The organism is Bradyrhizobium sp. GW821-FHT13H06 (assembly GCF_058803975.1).
This window is the reverse complement of the sequence record NZ_JBXAPN010000014.1, coordinates 95,508-112,695: the sequence shown is the minus strand read 5'-3', so window position 1 is coordinate 112,695 and position 17,188 is coordinate 95,508. Positions and strand designations below refer to the sequence as shown.

General features: G+C 63.9%; 19 protein-coding genes. 9 read left to right on the top strand and 10 right to left on the bottom strand.

What is annotated here, in order from left to right; genetic code table 11:
• Positions 1–27: 27 nt before the first annotated feature.
• The 4 genes from AC1RQP_RS36540 to AC1RQP_RS36525 form a co-directional block, all read right to left on the bottom strand.
• Complete coding sequence (locus AC1RQP_RS36540) at positions 28–270, bottom strand: hypothetical protein (RefSeq protein WP_197967869.1); 243 nt, start codon at positions 268–270, stop codon at positions 28–30.
• A gap of 47 nt (positions 271–317) precedes the next feature.
• Positions 318–1,442 (bottom strand): DUF2336 domain-containing protein, encoded by a 1,125-nt coding sequence (locus AC1RQP_RS36535; RefSeq protein ID WP_197967870.1) that lies wholly within the window; start codon positions 1,440–1,442, stop codon positions 318–320.
• 355 nt (positions 1,443–1,797) lie between these two features.
• Positions 1,798–5,436, bottom strand: a complete 3,639-nt coding sequence (locus tag AC1RQP_RS36530; RefSeq protein WP_492942202.1) for an AsmA family protein — start codon at positions 5,434–5,436, stop codon at positions 1,798–1,800.
• 132 nt (positions 5,437–5,568) lie between these two features.
• Positions 5,569–6,801 carry a cytochrome P450 gene (locus tag AC1RQP_RS36525; RefSeq protein WP_492942200.1) on the bottom strand — a complete coding sequence of 411 codons (1,233 nt, stop codon included), beginning with the start codon at positions 6,799–6,801 and terminating at the stop codon, positions 5,569–5,571.
• A gap of 130 nt (positions 6,802–6,931) precedes the next feature.
• Between AC1RQP_RS36525 and AC1RQP_RS36520 the strand changes: the two genes are divergently transcribed.
• Both AC1RQP_RS36520 and AC1RQP_RS36515 read left to right on the top strand, forming a co-directional pair.
• The gene (locus AC1RQP_RS36520) at positions 6,932–7,570 is read left to right on the top strand and encodes a TetR/AcrR family transcriptional regulator (RefSeq protein WP_492942198.1); all 639 of its coding nucleotides are present in this window, start codon (positions 6,932–6,934) and stop codon (positions 7,568–7,570) included.
• A gap of 476 nt (positions 7,571–8,046) precedes the next feature.
• Complete coding sequence (locus AC1RQP_RS36515; protein ID WP_492942196.1) at positions 8,047–8,838, top strand: CPBP family intramembrane glutamic endopeptidase; 792 nt, start codon at positions 8,047–8,049, stop codon at positions 8,836–8,838.
• A 212-nt stretch (positions 8,839–9,050) separates the two neighbouring features.
• Here AC1RQP_RS36515 and AC1RQP_RS36510 read toward each other — a convergent pair whose 3' ends face one another.
• The 3 genes from AC1RQP_RS36510 to AC1RQP_RS36500 all read right to left on the bottom strand — a co-directional run bounded on the left by AC1RQP_RS36510 (position 9,051) and on the right by AC1RQP_RS36500 (position 10,804).
• Positions 9,051–9,890 (bottom strand): dienelactone hydrolase family protein, encoded by an 840-nt coding sequence (locus AC1RQP_RS36510; RefSeq protein WP_492942195.1) that lies wholly within the window; start codon positions 9,888–9,890, stop codon positions 9,051–9,053.
• Positions 9,891–10,248: 358 nt separating this feature from the next.
• The gene (locus AC1RQP_RS36505; protein WP_492942193.1) at positions 10,249–10,560 is read right to left on the bottom strand and encodes a 1-deoxy-D-xylulose-5-phosphate synthase; all 312 of its coding nucleotides are present in this window, start codon (positions 10,558–10,560) and stop codon (positions 10,249–10,251) included.
• A 109-nt stretch (positions 10,561–10,669) separates the two neighbouring features.
• A complete protein-coding gene (locus AC1RQP_RS36500) occupies positions 10,670–10,804 on the bottom strand; it encodes an RNA polymerase sigma factor region1.1 domain-containing protein (RefSeq protein ID WP_492942294.1) in 135 nt (44 codons plus the stop codon).
• Between the two features lie 822 nt (positions 10,805–11,626).
• Between AC1RQP_RS36500 and AC1RQP_RS36495 the strand changes: the two genes are divergently transcribed.
• Positions 11,627–12,517 (top strand): catalase, encoded by an 891-nt coding sequence (locus AC1RQP_RS36495; protein ID WP_492942191.1) that lies wholly within the window; start codon positions 11,627–11,629, stop codon positions 12,515–12,517.
• Between the two features lie 9 nt (positions 12,518–12,526).
• Here AC1RQP_RS36495 and AC1RQP_RS36490 read toward each other — a convergent pair whose 3' ends face one another.
• Both AC1RQP_RS36490 and AC1RQP_RS36485 read right to left on the bottom strand, forming a co-directional pair.
• Entirely contained in the window at positions 12,527–13,459 is a 933-nt protein-coding gene (locus tag AC1RQP_RS36490) for a helix-turn-helix domain-containing protein (protein ID WP_492942189.1), read from the bottom strand.
• Positions 13,460–13,869: 410 nt separating this feature from the next.
• Complete coding sequence (locus AC1RQP_RS36485) at positions 13,870–14,196, bottom strand: hypothetical protein (protein WP_239626343.1); 327 nt, start codon at positions 14,194–14,196, stop codon at positions 13,870–13,872.
• Positions 14,197–14,560: 364 nt separating this feature from the next.
• Here AC1RQP_RS36485 and AC1RQP_RS36480 point away from each other — a divergent pair, with 364 nt between their 5' ends.
• From AC1RQP_RS36480 to AC1RQP_RS36470, 3 genes are all read left to right on the top strand, one after another.
• Entirely contained in the window at positions 14,561–14,827 is a 267-nt protein-coding gene (locus AC1RQP_RS36480; RefSeq protein ID WP_492942187.1) for a hypothetical protein, read from the top strand.
• Entirely contained in the window at positions 14,820–15,116 is a 297-nt protein-coding gene (locus AC1RQP_RS36475) for a hypothetical protein (RefSeq protein WP_239626347.1), read from the top strand. Before AC1RQP_RS36480 ends, AC1RQP_RS36475 begins: the two co-directional genes overlap by 8 nt.
• A gap of 124 nt (positions 15,117–15,240) precedes the next feature.
• The gene (locus AC1RQP_RS36470; protein WP_239626348.1) at positions 15,241–15,519 is read left to right on the top strand and encodes a DUF1488 family protein; all 279 of its coding nucleotides are present in this window, start codon (positions 15,241–15,243) and stop codon (positions 15,517–15,519) included.
• 88 nt (positions 15,520–15,607) lie between these two features.
• Here AC1RQP_RS36470 and rpsU read toward each other — a convergent pair whose 3' ends face one another.
• On the bottom strand, positions 15,608–15,883 hold the full coding sequence (gene rpsU, locus AC1RQP_RS36465) for a 30S ribosomal protein S21 (RefSeq protein WP_025038058.1): 276 nt from the start codon (positions 15,881–15,883) through the stop codon (positions 15,608–15,610).
• A 441-nt stretch (positions 15,884–16,324) separates the two neighbouring features.
• Here rpsU and AC1RQP_RS36460 point away from each other — a divergent pair, with 441 nt between their 5' ends.
• The 3 genes from AC1RQP_RS36460 to AC1RQP_RS36450 all read left to right on the top strand — a co-directional run bounded on the left by AC1RQP_RS36460 (position 16,325) and on the right by AC1RQP_RS36450 (position 17,146).
• Positions 16,325–16,534: a cold-shock protein gene (locus AC1RQP_RS36460; RefSeq protein ID WP_028181638.1), complete on the top strand. Its 210-nt coding sequence runs from the start codon at positions 16,325–16,327 to the stop codon at positions 16,532–16,534.
• 96 nt (positions 16,535–16,630) lie between these two features.
• Entirely contained in the window at positions 16,631–16,873 is a 243-nt protein-coding gene (locus tag AC1RQP_RS36455) for a transcriptional regulator (protein WP_131869777.1), read from the top strand.
• Between the two features lie 51 nt (positions 16,874–16,924).
• On the top strand, positions 16,925–17,146 hold the full coding sequence (locus AC1RQP_RS36450; RefSeq protein WP_028181636.1) for a hypothetical protein: 222 nt from the start codon (positions 16,925–16,927) through the stop codon (positions 17,144–17,146).
• Positions 17,147–17,188: the final 42 nt, after the last annotated feature.

The following is a 17,188-nucleotide window of genomic DNA, read 5'->3' as shown; positions in this document are numbered from 1 at the left end:
GGTGCGTCAGGCAGGATTGACCCGTGCCTACCGGAAATATCCCAGCACGAGATCGACATCCGCGCTGCCCGCGACCGCGCCGTTCAACTCCGCGTCGATGACGCGACGGCAGGCATCGACGGCGGCGTGGTCGCCGAGATCGTTGGCGGCTTCCAGCACGAGCCAGGCGGCGTCGACCGACGCCTTGTCCGGTGCTCCGCCGCCGAGATCGGCGGTGACCGCATTGCCGAGGTTCTTCTTGCGAACGGCGGTGCCGAATTGAGGCAACATTGCAAATACTCCCCTTCGAATTCCGGGATGATGCTCAGTGCACCCGACTAGTGGACCTGGAACTCGGGCTGACGGCCCGTAACGGTCTCGGCACCCGCGCCATTCTTGCGCGACTGGTAGAACTTCAAAATGCTGCGCGAGGTCTCGATCTTGAGCCGGCCGTACTCGCGCTCGTTGTCCTGGAGCTCGCGCGCCGTGATCAGATGATCCTTGGCGCCGAGGAACAGGAGCGACATCGTCGTGTCCCAGGAGAAGTCGAGCGCCTTGCACAAGACCAGGATCATCTCGCGGTTGCGGTCCATCAGCGCGCGCTCGATCACGTCGACAGGAAGCGACGAGAGCAGCGACAGGCCGATCTGCACCTCGTCGAAGCGGTGCTGGCGCGCATAGTTCGAGATGGAGTCCTGATTGAGGTTGCCCTGCCGGTACTGCGTCGTGACCACGCGCTTGGCGACGAAATAGCTGCGCGAGGACGGGCCGAACTTGGACTGGAGGTCGCCGGTGAGCTCGGTCACCGAGCTCTGGATCTGCGCCATCATCTCGGGCCGCTCGGTCTCGAGGCGGCGGCGCACGTCTTCCGACGCCTTCGAGATCAGCTGCTGGAAGATGTGGCGCGGCACGTCCTTGCGCAGGCCAAGCTGTTCGGCGAGAATCGAATCGCCCTCGGCGCGGCGGACCATGTGCAGCAGGCCGGACCCGGAGAAGCGCGCGCCGTCGTTCCTGGCAACCGACGTCACGACCTCCTGGTTGCCGCGCTTGACCAGCACGTCGGTCACGGCTTCGCCGATCGACTTGCGCTGGGCGATCGCCAGCAGATGCGACTGGCTCTTGGTGAGGGCGCTCTCGACCAGCATCTTCTCGTCGAGACGATTGGACTCGCGCAGCACGGGACCGGCGACCTCGATCTCGTCGTCGAGCGCGAGCTTTTCGATAACGTTGAGCGGCGCGTGATCGCAGGCCGCCATCAGTTCCGAGAGCTGCGCCCGCGCGGCGACCTCGATCTCCTCGGCGAGCCGGCCGATGACCTCGCCGAACGTGGAGATCTCGTCGTCGCTGTAGCGGCCCGTGATCAGGATATCGGTCGCGTGCCACAACGCCTTCGCCCGGCTTTCGTCGGTGCCGCGCGCGATCGCGTCGTCCAGATCCTGTAGAAGCGATTTCGCCCCGTTCATCTCGATCACCCCAGTTCTTGGTAGCCGTTCGGCAAGCCGTCCCGCCGCTCTTGGCGCGACGCCGAATTCCTCTGGGAGCCGACGCTAGAGATGAAACGCGAGAATTCAGTAAAATCGGCAAATCAGTTTTGCCGACGAAAATTCGTTCAAATGCGAGGGAATGGGTTAAGGGGCGGGCAACGGAGACGGTGCGCCCCCTCTCCCGCTTCCGGGAGAGGTTGGGGAGAGGGTGTGTCCGCAACGGGATAGTCCCCCAGAGGAGAGAACCCTCACCCGGCGCTTCGCGCCGACCTCTCCCGCAAGCGGAAGAGGTTAAACGAGCCTGCGGCTCCGTCTCTCCAAACCGACTTCGCCCTCACGGATTCTGCGGCGTCAGCACCAGCGGCGGCTTCGGCCTCGGCTTGGCGGGCGGCGGGCCCGGAGCCGGCTTCACCTCGATCGGCGGCGGCAGTGGCGCGGCCTGCTGGCTTGCGAGCGGCGGGCTTGTGAGTGGAGGGCTTGTGAGTGGAGGGCTTGGCGCGGCGGGAGCGGCCTGCGGGGCCTTCGGCGTCGGCGCGGCCTTTGACTTCTGCGGCGCGCGGCGCGGATCGCGGCCGGGCAGCGGCACATCCAGCAGCGGCGGCTCCGGATCGGGCGAGACCAGCGTCGGCAGCGCAGCGGTGGCCGGCGGCGGCTCGCCGCGTTCGATGGCATCGAGCCGACGCGTCTCGCGATCGATCGTGCGCACCGCAAGCCATGACGACAGCGGCGTGAGGTCGATGGTGCGGCTCAGCTTGTCGGGGGGCCCTGCCGCGAACAGCTGGATCTCCGGAGGGGCGCCGGAGAGGCCGGTCATGATCGGCGTCAGGCTGGCGCGGATGTCGGCCTGGTCGGCGGGAATGTCGTAGCCGCCCGAGACGATGGCGCGGGCGTTCTTGGCCTCCAGCGACGTCGCGCCGACGCGCAGCCGGCCGTCGCGGATCGTGAACGGGATCTGTGCCGAGGCGATCGTAATGGGACCCGCCGACAGCGCGGGCTCGACGAGCTGCCGCAGACGGTTGTCGTCCGCGACCTGGCCGCCGTCGCTGGCGCGGATCGCGATCTCGAACGCACGCGGATTGAGGCCGCTGATTTCCGCGGACTCGAGCGTCACCGTGCCGTTGCCGGCGAGCGCACCGGTCAAAGCCGCGACGCTGCGGCCCTGGCTGGTCAGCGCCATCTGCACCGAGGCGCGCCCCTTGGACAGCGCGAGGTCACGATAGCGCAGCGTCGCCGCATCGACATTGCCGAGCTCGATGCGCGCGTTCAGCGCAAGACCATTCGCGCCATTGCGCGCGTCAAGGCTCGCGGACATCTCGCCGCCACCGACGCCGCCCTTGAGCGCATCGAACGCGAGCGACTGCCCGTCGCTCCGGATCGTGCCGCCGAAGGGGCGCAGCTCGATGCCGCCCGGCAACGTTCCGCGCAAGGCCTGGAAGGCGATGCGGCCGCGCCAGCCGCCGACGAGCCCCGGACTGAACGGCTCACCGGACTCATGTCCGGCCGCGCCGATCGCGATTGCGAGCGCCGGCGCAAGATCGAGCGAGTCGAGGCCGACCTCGCCATCGACGCTCTTCTCCTGATCGAGCATCACCGAAAGATGCCCGCGCAGATGCGAGCCTGCTGCATTGCCGTCGAGATCGTCGAAGGTCAGGCGATTGCCTGACAGCGTGAGGCGGGAAGACAGGCTGACATTCTGCGCCGATTTGTCGGTCGGGCCGGTGCCGAGCAGCGGCGCCAGATTGGCGTTGCGCACGCGCAGGTTCACGCTGGCCTTCGGCTCCGACAATTCGACGCTGCCTTGCGCATCCGCATCGAGCCCGCCGCCGCTGAGCTTCGCGTTCAATTGCAGCGGTCGGCGCCAGGCGCCGCTCAAGCGGCCTTCGAATTGCGAGGCGCCCTCGCCCGCGGCCACGACGCGATCGAGCCCGAGCAGCGCCAGCAGCGCGCCGGCCTGCGATGCCGAGCCCTTCGTGTCCAGCGTGAAGTCGCTGTTGCGCAACCTTTCGAGGTCGATCCCTCCGATGGCGGCCGCCGGCGTCTGCGCGACCAGGGTCGTGGTCGCCTTGAGCTGCGGCGCGTCGAGGTCGAGCACGATTCGGGCATTGCTGCGATCGGCCTGCTCGGTGTTCCTGTCGAGGCTGAGATCGAGCTTGAGACGGGTCGCGCCGGGCGAGGACGGCAGGGCATCGAAGCGCGCGCGCACCGCGGGCGCAAACGGCTCGATCAGCGCGGTGAGCTCGCGCAGCGAACTGGCCGAGGATTTCACCGCGAGCTTGCCGGTGGCTTTGGTGCGCTCGAAGCTGCCGCTCGCCTCCGTGGTGAGGCCGCTGGCCTGGCCGAATCGCAACTGCTCCAGCGACAGCGATGCGGCGCTGTAGGCGAGCCTGGCTGCGAACGGCCGCAGCTCCTGCCCGGCGGAGATCGCGCGGCCGATATCCAGTGAGAGCTTCGCCTCTTCCGGCCACTCGCCCTGCGGCCCCGCGAGCGCGCGGACAAAACTCGCGGCGGCATCGAGATCGAGCCGGTCGGCCTTGAGCTCCGCGTCGATCCGCGAGCCCTTGCTCGCGCCGGTCTGCACGAAGGCGATGCGGCCCTCCACCGCGCCGCCGTCGATGTCGGCCTTCAGCCTGTCGATGGCGAGGTGATTGGCGGCGATGGTCACTTCGCCGGCGAGGCGCAGCGGCCGCGTGCTGCGCCGGTTGACCTCGCTGCGGCCCTGAAGCCAGGCCACCAGCGTGTCGGGATCCGACGATTCGATGCGCAGACGGCCGCTGAAGCTGTCCGCGCCGGGGGTCGCGCCGTTGAGCGAAAGCTGCGTCGTGCCGGGCGCACGCAATTCGAGCCGCTGGAAGGTCCATGACCTGCCGTCGGTCTGAAGTTCGGCCGCAATGTTCTGAAGCGGACGGCCGCCGAGCATGATCTGATCGGCATTGAATTCGATCTGCGCCGGGATTGGCGTCTGCGGGATCGCCGCAAGGCCCGCCCGCAGCGCCGGCAGGACGCGCTGCGGATCGGCATCGTCCCTGGCCGTCAGCCTGTCGGCATCGACCTGCCGCGCCGACAGCACCGCGCGGAGCAGCGGCGAGGCGCCGAACCTGAGATCACCGACGCCGCCGAGCTTCAGCGCGGTATCCTCCGTGCCGAAGCTGGCGTCGATCTGCTCGAATTTCGCGCCGGCCGGATCGGCCTTGAGCCTGGTCGCGAGCTTCCAGGGCGTCGGCCCCGCCTCGCCCGCCTTCTTGGTCGCGGGCACGGCGAGCGTCAGCGCGCCGTCGAATTTCGGCTGGCGGTTGTCGAAGGCGAGCACACCTTCGAGATCGGCGAGGATGGGACGCTCGCCCGGATCGATGTTGAGGTGGAGGCGGGTCGCGCTGCCGTCGGCGCTCGGGCCGGAGGAGACGCGGAACGGGTAGCGCACCCCGGCGGCGGTGAAACTGCCGTCGCCCCGCACCGAGCCCGCGAGCGAGCGCACGTCGCCGGAGAAGGTGATGTCGTTCAATTCAAGCGTCGAGCGGCTGGCGGCATCGTGCAGGGCGATGCGGCCGGTGAGATTCAGCCGCTCGATGGCGAGGGACGCCAGGTTGAAGGTGCCGCTCGCGCTCGACGGCAGATCGACCCGCCCGCGCGCATCCAGGCCGAGATCGACCGCCATGCCGCCCACCGAAAGCTCGGTGGCGCGCCACTCGCCGCGCATCAGCGAGCCCAGGCTGAACTCGACGTCGAGCTTGTCGGCGCGCAGGCGGCCGAGATCGTTGTTGCCGCCGAAGGTGACGCCGCGCAGCCGCAGCGTCGGCGCCGGCAGCAGCCGCGCGTCGAGCTCGCCTGCGACCCGCACTGGCACGCCGATGATCTTGCCGGCCTCCGCCTCGAACTGGGGCCTGAACTGGTTCCAGTCGACGTAGTAAGGCCCGATCAGCGCGGCCAGCAGCGCAATGATGAAGGCAATCGCCAATCCGAGCAGCGTCGTCTGCACGGGTCTCCCCTCGGCCAAACCGGCCCGGGCCGAACCTGAGGGCCTCAGGCGCGCCGGAACAGCCCCTTATATAGAGGGAAGTGTGGCGAAGTCACAGCGACTGTTGCGCGCGGAGGTTAACGCTGGCGCGCCTCACCAGCTCGCCGGCAACCGCTTCAGGCCGCGCAGCACGAAGGTCGGCCGCCATTCCGGGTTCTCGACGTCGTCGATGCGCAAGTCGGGCAGCCGCCGCAGCAGCGTGGCGATGGCGATCTCGGCCTCGATGCGCGCCAGCTGGGCACCCAGGCAGAAATGGATGCCGCCGCCGAACGACAGCGGCTTCACATTCGGGCGGGTGACGTCCAGCCGGTCGGGCCGATCAGGATAGACCGCGGGATCCCGGTTGGCCGAGCCGAGCAGGCACAGCACGCTCTCGCCCTTCGGAATCCTCGCGCCGCCGAGATCGTCGATGTCCTCCAGCGCGACGCGCCCGGTCATCTGCACCGAGGAATCGTAGCGCAGGAATTCCTCGATCGCGCCCACCATCATTTCCGGCCGCGCCTTGAGCAGCGCCAGCTGATCCGGATTGCGGTGGAGCGCGAGCAGGCCGTTGCCGATCAGGTTGACCGTGGTCTCGTGGCCTGCGCCGAACAAGAGGATGATGTTGGCGGTCAGTTCCTCATTGGTGAGCTTGTTGCCGTCCTCCTCGGCCTGCACCAGCTGGGTGATGAGGTCGTCGCCGGGGTTGCGACGGCGCAGCTCGAACAATTGCTGGAAATACATCTGCGCCATCAGGTTGCCGGCGTTGCCCTGTTTGATCTCCTCCGCAGACAAAGGCACGGGATCGAGCAGCCGCCCGCCGTCGCGCGAGCTCTTGTAGAAGACTTCGCGGTGCTCCTCGGGGATGCCGAGCATGTCGCAGATGATGGTGACGGGCAGGCGGAAGGCGAAATCCTCGATCAGGTCCATGTGGCCGCGGTCGATCACGGCGTCGATGGCCTCATCGACGATCTGCTGGATTCGCGGCCGCATGTCCTCGACCCGGCGGGCGGTGAAGGCCCTTACCACGAGGCCGCGCAAGCGGGTGTGGTCCGGAGGATCGGCCTGCAGCATCCAGTAGCTCATGCTGCGGAACACCGGCTCCTTCATGATCTCGGGACCGTAGCGGCGCGTGGTGCGCTCGACGAAATCCTTGCCGAAGCGCTTGTCGCGCAGCACGAGACTCACCTCGGCGTGGCGGCTGGTGACGAACTGGCCGAACGGCGTCACATGGATCGGATCGAGCCTGCGCAGCCGGTCGTAATGCGGATAGGGATCGCGGATGAAGTCCGGCGAGAGCGGGTTGAACAGCGGTCCGCCGCCGGCGCCTTGCACGTGCTCGTTCATGGTGACCTCAGACCGGTTGCCGCATGAATCGAATACGCCGGGCAGCCCCTCATGCGCAGCGTAACCATCCCTGAATTATCGAACTCGATACATTGTTGTATCGAGTTGCAGTCTGCCCTAACCTGTGCCGATGTCAAGGGTGAGAACGAGACCGACCAGGGACGACACGCGCGACAGGCTGTTCGAGGCGGCCGCGCGCGTGTTCGAACAGGACGGCATCGGCGGCGCCAGCATCGAGGCGATCGCGGCGGCGGCGGGCTTTAGCCGCGGGGCGTTCTATTCGAACTTCAAGAGCAAGGACGAATTGATCATCGCCATGCTCGAGGACCATGTCGAGCAGTCGATCCGGCGCAACATGGACATCCTCGCGCAGCACGACAATCTCGACGATTTCATCGCTGCGCTGAAGACGATGGACCGCAGCCGGCAGGATCCGCTCGGCCGCTCGCCCCTCCTCCACATGGAGATGATCCTGTTCGTCGCACGCGCCGAGAAGCGGCGCCCGGAGCTTGCCAAGCGCCTGCGCGCGCGGCGCAAGCTGGTCGCCGACATCGTCGAGGCGACATTGAAGAGCAACGGGCGCAACGACAATCTGAACCCACCCTGGATGGCCGCAATCGTGCTCGCGCTGGAAGACGGCTTTCGCCTGCACCGGCTGATCGATCCGGAGACGACGCCGGCCGACAGTTTCCTGCGCGCGATCACGGATCTCAGGCGCAGGACGGGATTGGCCTCGGACTACGTCGAAGTGGTCCGCGTCGGGCCCTGATCAGGCCTCGTCGGGACCGACCGGCTCCTCGCGCCATCCAAAATACGAATACAGGAATTCCCCTCCGACCTCGCGGTCGGTTAGGTTGACCCGTAGTCGGGGACCGATCGGATCTATGCGCAGCTTCATCAGGTCGTTTGCTGCACTCGACGCGCCGATGCGTCGAGAAATCTCGCCCGGAGACCGGCCGGATGTACACCGGTCCGTGCAGGCCTGCGGTGCCGTCCGGGTAGTAGCTCTCGACGATGCAGTATCCGTAAGGCTCGTTGCGCTTAGCCATATCCCTCGCTTGATCGATACCAACGGTAGCATCCAGCTCTCTGCCGAGAGCCATGCAACGGTGACGACTTTATCAAGAGCTATGACCGAACCGACCGCAGCTTCCAGAAAGAGCGGACATTCTGGCTCCCTTGATGGTGCGGGACCACTAGAGAACCCGCAAAGGTTGTTATACGGTCAGGCGCGCGGAGCGAGGGGTGATTGATCGCATGTCGCAAACCGAGGGGCCGCCCACCGGCCTGAACGTCACTTCGCGCGCCGGTTTCGAATGGCGTCGGAGCATCATAACTTTGATGCTGGTTCTTGCCCCCATGGCGCTTGCGGTCATTGTGATGACCATTGGACTTGCCGCCCGGGCGATGTGGCTCGTCATACACGGCGCTCCCGCCGAGCTGCCCGCGCCACCCAGCTTCAGGCTCTATGGCCTGCTGTCGTACGCAATCAGCAGTTGGCTTGCCGTAGCCTTGGCGTTGGTCTGGACAACGCGTCAGACCTTGCGCTCGGACGTCTTCAGATTTCGCAGACTAACCCTCCCCGCCCTCGCCGCGAGCCTCATTGGCTTCGGGATCGTCACGGCCGGCGTGCCCATCGTGACACATTGGTTGGCCAGCGTAACTGGAAATCGAAGCCAGGATGTTCGGATCGATTTTCATGACGCGAAGGCAATCGCAATTGTGGTCTTTCTTTTCGTCGTGACAACGCCGGTGACCGAAGAAATCCTCTACCGGGGCCTCTTGGTTTCTTGGCTGCGTCGAATTGGCTGGCAAGATTCCAACATCTTGGCCTTTGGCACCGTGATCTTTGCTGCCAATCATATTATTCCGCTCGGTCTCGTTTGGGCTGCAGCGATGATCTTGCTGGGCCTGGTGACGTATGCGCTGCGCTTGCGCTACGAATCGCTTTCTCCCGCTTGGCTCGTCCACACACTTTTCAACGCGCAGCTCACGCTGTCCTATCCGTTGATCGCTTGGTTCGCGCAAGCCGCCTAGTTGTTCGAGCGGCTGGGAGGGCAATGCGGCACCTGGACCCGTCGCAGGCGTTCGCTAGTGGCCTCGTTGCGACAAATTCCGGCCGACCTCAAAGTGTCGGCCGTGAGGTGTAAACCGGACGCCACTTTGACCGGGCCAAACCGAACAGATTGCCCCCGAGCAGACATTGTGGCGCCTCGGGTTGAATTGCAGCAATGACGCTGATTTTTGCCTTAAGGCCGCAGGCTTCGTTGAAGGAAGGAAACCGTATCAGCGATCGACTGGGCGCGAACCGCCGCGTCAAATCCCATCGAATATCCGGGCGCTGCGGCAAGGCAGGCTCCAATAGCGGCCGGGTCAAATGGCTTCGGCTCTCCGTCGATTAGCAGGGCCGGCCGCTTCGGTCCCAGCAGGAGGAGCGGACATTTTTTCGTGCTGACGAGGTCCGGGTAGAAGCGGGCAGTGGTCAGATCGGGAACTGTCCATGCGTGGTAGGCCCCCCGATAGATTACGGTCTGGATTGGAGCTGGCGCCCCAGCGGCGCGCGCGTAAGCCAGGTAACCGTCGATCTTTGTCACTGGAAGGTTATCGTCCTTGTCGCCAAGCAGCATCAGGATCGGGGAGCCGGTATAGGCGGCCGGATCGGCAATCGCGGCAAAAGTACCTCCGGGATAGAATGCGACGTGGGCGGCAAACCGCTCTGATCCGGGATTGAGCGCCGACCGCAGCGCCTCCATAGCCGCAAGATGGGCCACTTCAGCACCATACGAGAACCCGATGATCGCAATGTGCCTGGCGTCGATCCGACTCTCGCCGGAAAGAACGCGCAATGCGGCGTATGCGTCCGCAACGCCAATCGGCAAATAACCTGGTGATCCCTGCAGGGCAGTGCCGGTGGTTCCGCGCGCAGCGAAGCTGTCATAGGTCAACGTGGCGAAGCCTGCCTTGCGCAATTCGGCAGCGATATAGCCTTCGTTTGCATCGCGATAGCCGGCGAGCGTGTGCACGACGATGACGGCGGGGTATTGGTCCTTCACTTGTTCGGGAAGCGCGAGGGTCGCCTTGATCGTCACCGGTCCGGTCGTGGCGTCTCGCGCCAAAAGCTGGCGCATGTCGCTGTAGGTGACAGACTAAAACGTGATTGTGGTCGCGTCTGTCTGCGGCGTCCGGCAATGTCCGGCCGCCGTTCCGTATGCGAACGCCGCCACCACTCCGCATAAGATCCGGTGCATCGGGTGCCTTCGCTTCACCTTGATCAAGCAAAACTACCCGGCCGCTTCCACGAAGGCTACGTCTGGTGTTGGCCCGTGCCTGACCTTAGCCCAAAGCGCCGCAAGGTCCGCCTCCTGTAGCTGACCCGAACAGGGCGATGCGAGCGGGCAAGGGCGGCCTTTGACCCACAATCGACATGACGGCCGGCTATTGTGGAATTCATTCGGAGCGCTGTCCTCTAATGTCGCGCCAGTATTCCTCCGCGACGTCGGGGTCGATTTCGATAGGCGCGGAGCTCTCAGCATAGAGGCGATCTTTGCCATCTTTTCGCGGACCTGAAATCCAGAACCTTTCTCCAGTCTCAACGTCAAAGTAGTTTGCTTTGAACCCACTACCTTTCAGGCTTTGGAACGTGCGCCCTCCATAGCCGATAGATTTGCCCGTCTTCGAGAACGTGACGCGCCCAATCCGCGCTGGGCCGTTCAGCGACGCTGATTTATTCTCAACATACATGATGTGCGTTTTCGGCATGCTTAAACTCGTGATGGCTAGGCTCTGCTTGATGGCGGTTGGATAGCCGCGCTCGCTCCCTTCGCGTTTTTACCCTTGCCGACTTATATCGTTAGACCAGAGCCAAGGGTCAGTCCCCTTCAATCCAAATTCCTGCTTCGCTCAGAGTGTTGAGAATACGTTCGATGTCTTTGGGGTCCAGTTCTTCGCTGTCACACAATTGATTCAACTCATCGAAGGTAATCCTGCCGTTCCGTTCACCGATTTCGACGGCTCATCGAATGATTTCCGGCATGTTCATGTTCTCTCCGTTTCGACAGCTTTACTATACGGGGAGAGTGTCGGGTTGTGGCCCTTCGTCGAAGTGGAAGCATCGCTCCACGAGGTCCGCTCATGGCGGACAAGATTTGCTCAGGTTGAGTTCTTCGCATTTTTACCCACTTCGGACATCTCCATCTCTAATTCCGTCAGCGAACCGCGTTCACTGAACTAGCTTTTTGATGCAAATCGGTTGGCCATTAGGAACAGGGGTGCAATCCCAATTCGGACCGAAGCCGTTATTCGGCTTAGAAGTTGGAAACCAATAGAAGCTGATAGCGATAAGGCACAGCAGAACGACGATGAATAGAATACCCATCACATCACCGCGCCTTGGATACGGTAGAGGCCATCTCATGACAGTGTCTCGGCCTCCGTCCCGCTTTTCGCGTGCAATCTGCGGCGCAGCGATAACAACCTATAGGCGAGGCGCTCTTTCAGGTCACTTAAACGCTTAATTCAAATCGTGCTGATTACCGGCGACTGTCGCCTGTTGGCCCATCTGCGACCTGCGAGACCATTCGCTCTTCGGCCGCTGTAGGCGGTAGACCGGACATCAGGCGGCCATCGCTTGTTGAGCACATGCCATAGTGTGTCTTGAGCGAGCGGCGCGGCCCGAGCCAGCGAGTTGCGAGATTCGTCGCAGGATCGGACAAGGCATGTCCGCTTTGGGAAAGATTTTTCGGCGCGCCCTGCGCCATAAACAAGCCCATCGTTCGAATCCAAAGGTTCCGTTCTGCCTCAGTTCCCGAGCGGCGCAGCCACGCCGATGTCCGTCGTCGATGCCTTGAGGGCGGTTGCCGGTCTTCCGCCGAAGGCGCGCGCGAGCTTTTGCTGGGGCCGATGCGTTCGCGGCACCTATGCCCCCTCGGATCAGGCCAGGGAGATCACCAGGTCCTGCAGCTTCACCATGCCCTCCCGGGTGCTGGCGCGTTTCTCGGTGGACGGCGTCCCCGCGAACACGGCCGATACGGACGGTCGCTCGCTGCGCGGCTTCAGCTTCCGGCTCGGCAGCGGCAATCAGCGCTCCGAAATCGTCACCCAGAGCGCCCCGGTTCATTTCGCCAGAACGCTCGACCAGATGCTGGCCTTCCTGCAAGCACACATGCCGGGACCGGACGGCAGGCCGGACATGGCCCGAGTCGAGGCATGCTCCGCCGCCAATCCCGAAACGCTGCGTCAGACAAGCTACCTTGCCGCGAATCCGCCGCCGGCAAGCCTCGCCCGCACGATCTATTGGGGCGTGCACGCCTTTCCCGCAACGAACGCGAGCGGTGAGACACGGTTCATCAAGTTCAAGGTCGCGCCGGTCGGTGACGAACGCAGGCCGAGCGAGGACACGGCCACGGCCAAGTCCACCGGCTTGCTGCGCGATCTCGACTCCCGGATTGCGGCGCGCGATGTCAGGTTCAGCGTGATGGCGCTGCTGGACCGTCCCGGCGATCCCGTCATGGACGTAACCATCCGTTGGCCCGACGAGGATGGACGCGAAGCGGTGCGCCTCGGAACGATCGTGATAACGGGCACTGAACCAAACGAAGCGTGCGAGGCGTCCGTGTTCAATCCAGCCAATCTTGCCGAAGGCATCGGCCATCCGCCGGACGAGATATTTGCGGCGCGGCGCGACGCCTACGCCATTTCCCAGACAGAGCGCCGCTGAACGGAGGGATCACGTTTCGCCGTCCGGCACGCCTTGCGCCTCACGGCGCCACATTCCCGGGCTGATGCCGACCACCGAGGAAAACACCCGGGTGAAGTGGCTTTGATTGGCGAACCCAGCCGATATCGCGATCTCCGCCAGCGACAGGTCGCGCACCGTCATCAATTGCCTGGCCGTGTCCACGCGCTGGCGCAGCAGCCATTGGTGCGGCGGCAGGCCGGTCGAGACGCGAAATGCGCGCGAAAAATGACTGACCGAGAGATCGAACTCGGCTGCGATCTTCTCCAGCGAAAGCTTTCCGCGGAGATCGGACTCCAGCCTTTCGCAAGCCCGCTTCACCTGCCAGGGGGCGAGGCCGCCGCGCGCCGGCTCGGCGGCGCGCCGCAATCCGCCATAGGTCGTCGCAACATGTGCGGTGAGCGCGAGCATCATGTGGTCGATGAAGAGCTGGTTGGCCTCTTCAGGCTGCCGCAACGCCGCCAGGAACGACGCCCCGAGATGACGGATCGTCATATCGTCGTGGCCGACGCCGGGCTGATAGGCGAGCTCACCGATCCGCGACGCGCCGCTTTGCCTCGCCATGTCGTCCAACGCCGAACGGGGCAGATGGAAGAACAGAGAATGGAAGGGCTTGTCGATCACGTAGCGTGGATCGCGTTTCAGGTCGTACAGATAAGTGGCACCGGCGCGGATATCGCGCTTGATCACGCACCGGCCGCGCTCCCAGCACTCACAATCGGCGAAATCACGGAATTTGAGGCTGACGAGATAGGCGTCCTCCGAGGGCATCGACTCGGAGAGACGCGGAATCGGATGATCATCCCGTGTCTCGGTGACAGCGAGCTCGGCGCTGCGCAGTGAACGCGTGACCAGCGTTGGCGGCGCATCCTTCAAATGCAAGAACCGTTCGAGCTTCTGCGCGAAGGCGCGCGCCTGTGCCATGGCGTGTGTCTCAATAATGCGAGGAGCCTGGGGAGCGGAGGCGCCACACCAGATCCACGCAATTATCTGACATCGGCAACCGACGGTCCAGATTTACGCGTTGGAACGCCAGCCGTGTGACCGCTCGCCGCAGCTATCGTTCAAGAGAGGTTTTCACATGAGATTTCAACGGATTCTGATGCCTCTCGCGCGATCTCCGTTCAGTACCTCGACAACTCGTCGTCCGCCCATCGTGCATTTGTGAAAGCGCGCGCCTGCTTGGAGCATCCGTGACCGGCCGATCGATGCCGGCCGACAGCTTCCTGCGCGCGATCACGGTTGCGGCGTCGGAGGGGATCGGCGTCGCATCAGCATCTGTGCCTTCGATCGCCGCGCGACATGCTTGTCGCGCTTTAGATGCGGCCCCCTCGCTACTTCTTCTTCGCAGGTCCGAAATCTGGCTGCCAGGCAGCTTCCTTGCGGGACGGCGCCGCGGCGATCACCTTGGCTTTGTCCTTCTTCGGCTTCTTGACTTCGCGGTTGCCGCGTTGTTGGCCCTTTGCCATGTCGCTCTCCTTTGCTGGTTTGAGTTCGTCGAATTCACTCGGCTGCAGGACCCGGCCGCGCGGGGTACAGACCCTGACGTCCATGTAGCCCTCGCGCAGCAGTTTTTCCGCAAGGCGTAGCGCGACCGCCGCCGTTCCCCGGCCGAGATTGGAGCTGCCGTATTCGTTGGTTCCACTGACCAGATACGGCACGCGTATTGTCCTAGCCATTGAGGACCGCGGCTCCGCACTCGAGAAGCAGGAACAGCGGAACGATCACCGGCGGCACGATACATTCCGAAATGCGATCACCCGACATCGAACGCTCCAGCGCAGCCTTCGGCGGAAGCACATTTGCCCACAGTCACCGGCCGAAGCCGTCGAGACGCGCGGTGATGGCAGCGAGCCTACGCCCGCGCCGAACCAATAGCGAGCGTTAAGTGCCTCTTGTCGTCGCATCGCGACATGACCGTTTGCCCGTACGGACACGATAGTGCTGGCTATTGCCGTGCCAAAAGCGCATGCTCGCACCAGCCGGCACCGGTTGGGGCTTCACTTGCGAAAGGCAGGCGTGCGCATGACCATCCGCTCGCGGCGAGAGACCGTCACCTTCAGGCATCCGTTCCACATCCGCGGCATCGAGCGCATTCTGCCGGCCGGCGCCTATGAGGTCGTCACCGATGAGGAGACGATCGAAGGCCTGACCTTCGCTGCGTATCGCCGGGTCGCCACGATGATCACCGTGCCAGCCGAAGGTGCGGGCGGCGCCATGGAGATGCTGTCGATCGGCTCCGTCGATCTTGCGAATGCTCAAGCTGCAGACGCGAGCATCGCCAATGAGTGACCAGCCGGTCGATCTCGACAAGCGCCGTGGCATGGCCGCGCAAAAGGCCACCGACCTGCGCCGCGCGCTGGCGGAGGTCGAGGCCCATGTCAGAGAGCTGCGCGAGCGCGAGGCCGACCTCGAACACCGCATGATGACAGTGCCCGCTGCGTCCTGGCAGGAAGCCTCGATGAAGGCGCGCCATCTGCTCAACCTCTATGCTGCGGGCCTGCCGGCCGAGGACACGCGCCATCGCGCGCTCGTCTCGGCGCTGTTCGACGATTTCGCCCGGCTGTCCGGAGAGGGCTGAGCGAGGGCCACCTGCATTCTCGACACGTGCATGCTCGGCGGGAGCCGGGGAGCGGGCGCGCGGTACCGTTCAATGATTGGATGGCGCGAACTCGCAAGGAAGCCAACACGTAACGGAGTGAGCCATGACACTGACCAGCAGCCGCTTTATCGACCACGAATACGACCGGATGATCGTCCGGTTCTCGATGCATGACGGCGCCCGGGAGATTCCTTGCGCGATCTCGACCTCCGCGATGGATGACCTCGAGCGCGGCGCGCAAGTCAAGCCCGAGCAGCGGGAAGCCCAATTCGCCCGTCTACGCGATCGCATCGAAGCATGCGCCGAGAGCAAATATCGCGCCACCGAGTTCGAAGGCACGCCGCCGGGCATCGTGCTTCGAGGCATCGATTTCAGGCCATAATGAAGACAGCAGCCGGGACAGCCAGGCCCGGCCTTTCTGCGGCCTCAGCGGTGACGCGCCGTGATGATATCCGGAATCAAGATCGCTTCTACTCCGGCCTTGCTTTGATCTCCGGCAGGGGCGGCTTGCGCTCGAAGGGTTTCTTCTTCGGTGGCGCGGGCAGCAATCCCTCCCTGATCGCCTGCTTCCGGGCGAGCTTGCGGGCGCGGCGAATGGCCTCGGATTTCTCGCGGGTCTTTCTCTCGGACGGCTTTTCGTAGGAACGGCGCTGCTTCATTTCCCGGAAGACGCCCTCGCGCTGCATCTTCTTCTTGAGAACGCGGAGTGCCTGCTCAACGTTGTTGTCTCTGACGAGTACGTGCAATTTGATCCTCCTGGCCCGGGCTGCGAATGCGACACGTCCTGCAGGGCAGCCCAATTGCGCAGGAGCTTCATTGCGAATTTTTGAGGATAGCGATGGCGACATCGTCGCGGCTTCGGACGAGCCGATCTGCCTGTCACGGCGAGCACCTTGGTGGCGTCAACGTGACCACTGTCGCGCAGCGCTGTCAATCGATAACGTCCTGCCTGCAGGTCGACGGACACACGCAAAACGCCTCGATCGGAACAGAAGAACTGGCCCGCAGAAAACAAACCGGCTGCGCTCCTTGCAAAATCGCGAAAGCGGTGTATATTGTGGGTCGTTCGATTAGCCGCTGTGCCTTGTTGAATGCGCCCGCGGGCTCCTTTTCCAAAGACATCGACGAAGTTGAAGATACCTGCGTGATTGTCGCGCGGGATGCGCTTGCGCGCTTTGGAGAAGAGAATGACGACAGGTACAGTCAAGTGGTTCAATGGCCAAAAGGGCTTCGGTTTCATCCAGCCGAGCGATGGCGGCAACGATGTGTTCGTTCACATCAGCGCGGTCGAACGAGCTGGTCTTGCTGGTCTCGGCGAGGGCCAAAAGGTCAATTTCGAGATCAAGACCGACAAGATGCGAGGCAAAGTCAGCGCTGAGAACCTCTCGCTGGCTTGATATCGTGGCGCCGTTTCACGGATGTACTGAAACGGTTGCTTCGCCCGCTCAATCCCGGGATTGAGCGGGTTTGGCTGTTGCGGATCCGGGTGAACGATGAGCACCAAGAAACCGGCAGAGCCGTCACCCGAAAGCATTGCGCGTTCCGATCGCAAGCGCCTCGCCGCTGAAGAGGGAGCCCGGGCATTGGCAGACGTCGAAAGACAAGCCATCGAGGTTCGCAAGAACATGGCGCGGCTTCGAGAGGTGCGCGAGGCGAAGGAAGCGGCTGATGACGCGCTTCGAACAGCTTTGCCGGCGCCTACGCTGAAGAGGCGTTCAAGGAAGCCGGCGCGATAGTCGACTTCAACGCCGCCGGCCAGACTTGAGTGCCGATCTCATTGCCGGAGAGTGCAGATCGTGCCTAGAATCAAGCCAGACCACGGAACCATCACCTTCTTCCTCGCATCCGGCGCAAACCGCCAGCTGTGCCGGCTTGCCACGACATTCAATACCCAGAAGCAGGCCTTCAGCTATCTGCAGAAGCACCGAACGGAGTTCGAGCGTATGGCGCGGGCGCGCCTTGCTTCAGGGGAGCTCGAAGACGGGATTGTCGTGCTTCCGATGCTCTAAAGCATGATCCGGAGAAGTGCGCGGCGGTTCTCCGACAAGATC

Bases quoted from the DNA above. Each gene is read 5' to 3' on its own strand.
- AC1RQP_RS36540 (WP_197967869.1), bottom strand. From the start codon at position 270: ATGTTGCCTCAATTCGGCACCGCCGTTCGCAAGAAGAACCTCGGCAAT.
- AC1RQP_RS36535 (WP_197967870.1), bottom strand. From the start codon at position 1,442: ATGAACGGGGCGAAATCGCTTCTACAGGATCTGGACGACGCGATCGCG.
- AC1RQP_RS36525 (WP_492942200.1), bottom strand. From the start codon at position 6,801: ATGAACGAGCACGTGCAAGGCGCCGGCGGCGGACCGCTGTTCAACCCG.
- AC1RQP_RS36460 (WP_028181638.1), top strand. From the start codon at position 16,325: ATGACGACAGGTACAGTCAAGTGGTTCAATGGCCAAAAGGGCTTCGGT.
- AC1RQP_RS36480 (WP_492942187.1), top strand. From the start codon at position 14,561: ATGACCATCCGCTCGCGGCGAGAGACCGTCACCTTCAGGCATCCGTTC.
- AC1RQP_RS36475 (WP_239626347.1), top strand. From the start codon at position 14,820: ATGAGTGACCAGCCGGTCGATCTCGACAAGCGCCGTGGCATGGCCGCG.
- AC1RQP_RS36455 (WP_131869777.1), top strand. From the start codon at position 16,631: ATGAGCACCAAGAAACCGGCAGAGCCGTCACCCGAAAGCATTGCGCGT.
- AC1RQP_RS36470 (WP_239626348.1), top strand. From the start codon at position 15,241: ATGACACTGACCAGCAGCCGCTTTATCGACCACGAATACGACCGGATG.
- AC1RQP_RS36490 (WP_492942189.1), bottom strand. From the start codon at position 13,459: ATGGCACAGGCGCGCGCCTTCGCGCAGAAGCTCGAACGGTTCTTGCAT.
- AC1RQP_RS36520 (WP_492942198.1), top strand. From the start codon at position 6,932: ATGTCAAGGGTGAGAACGAGACCGACCAGGGACGACACGCGCGACAGG.
- AC1RQP_RS36505 (WP_492942193.1), bottom strand. From the start codon at position 10,560: ATGCCGAAAACGCACATCATGTATGTTGAGAATAAATCAGCGTCGCTG.
- AC1RQP_RS36495 (WP_492942191.1), top strand. From the start codon at position 11,627: ATGTCCGTCGTCGATGCCTTGAGGGCGGTTGCCGGTCTTCCGCCGAAG.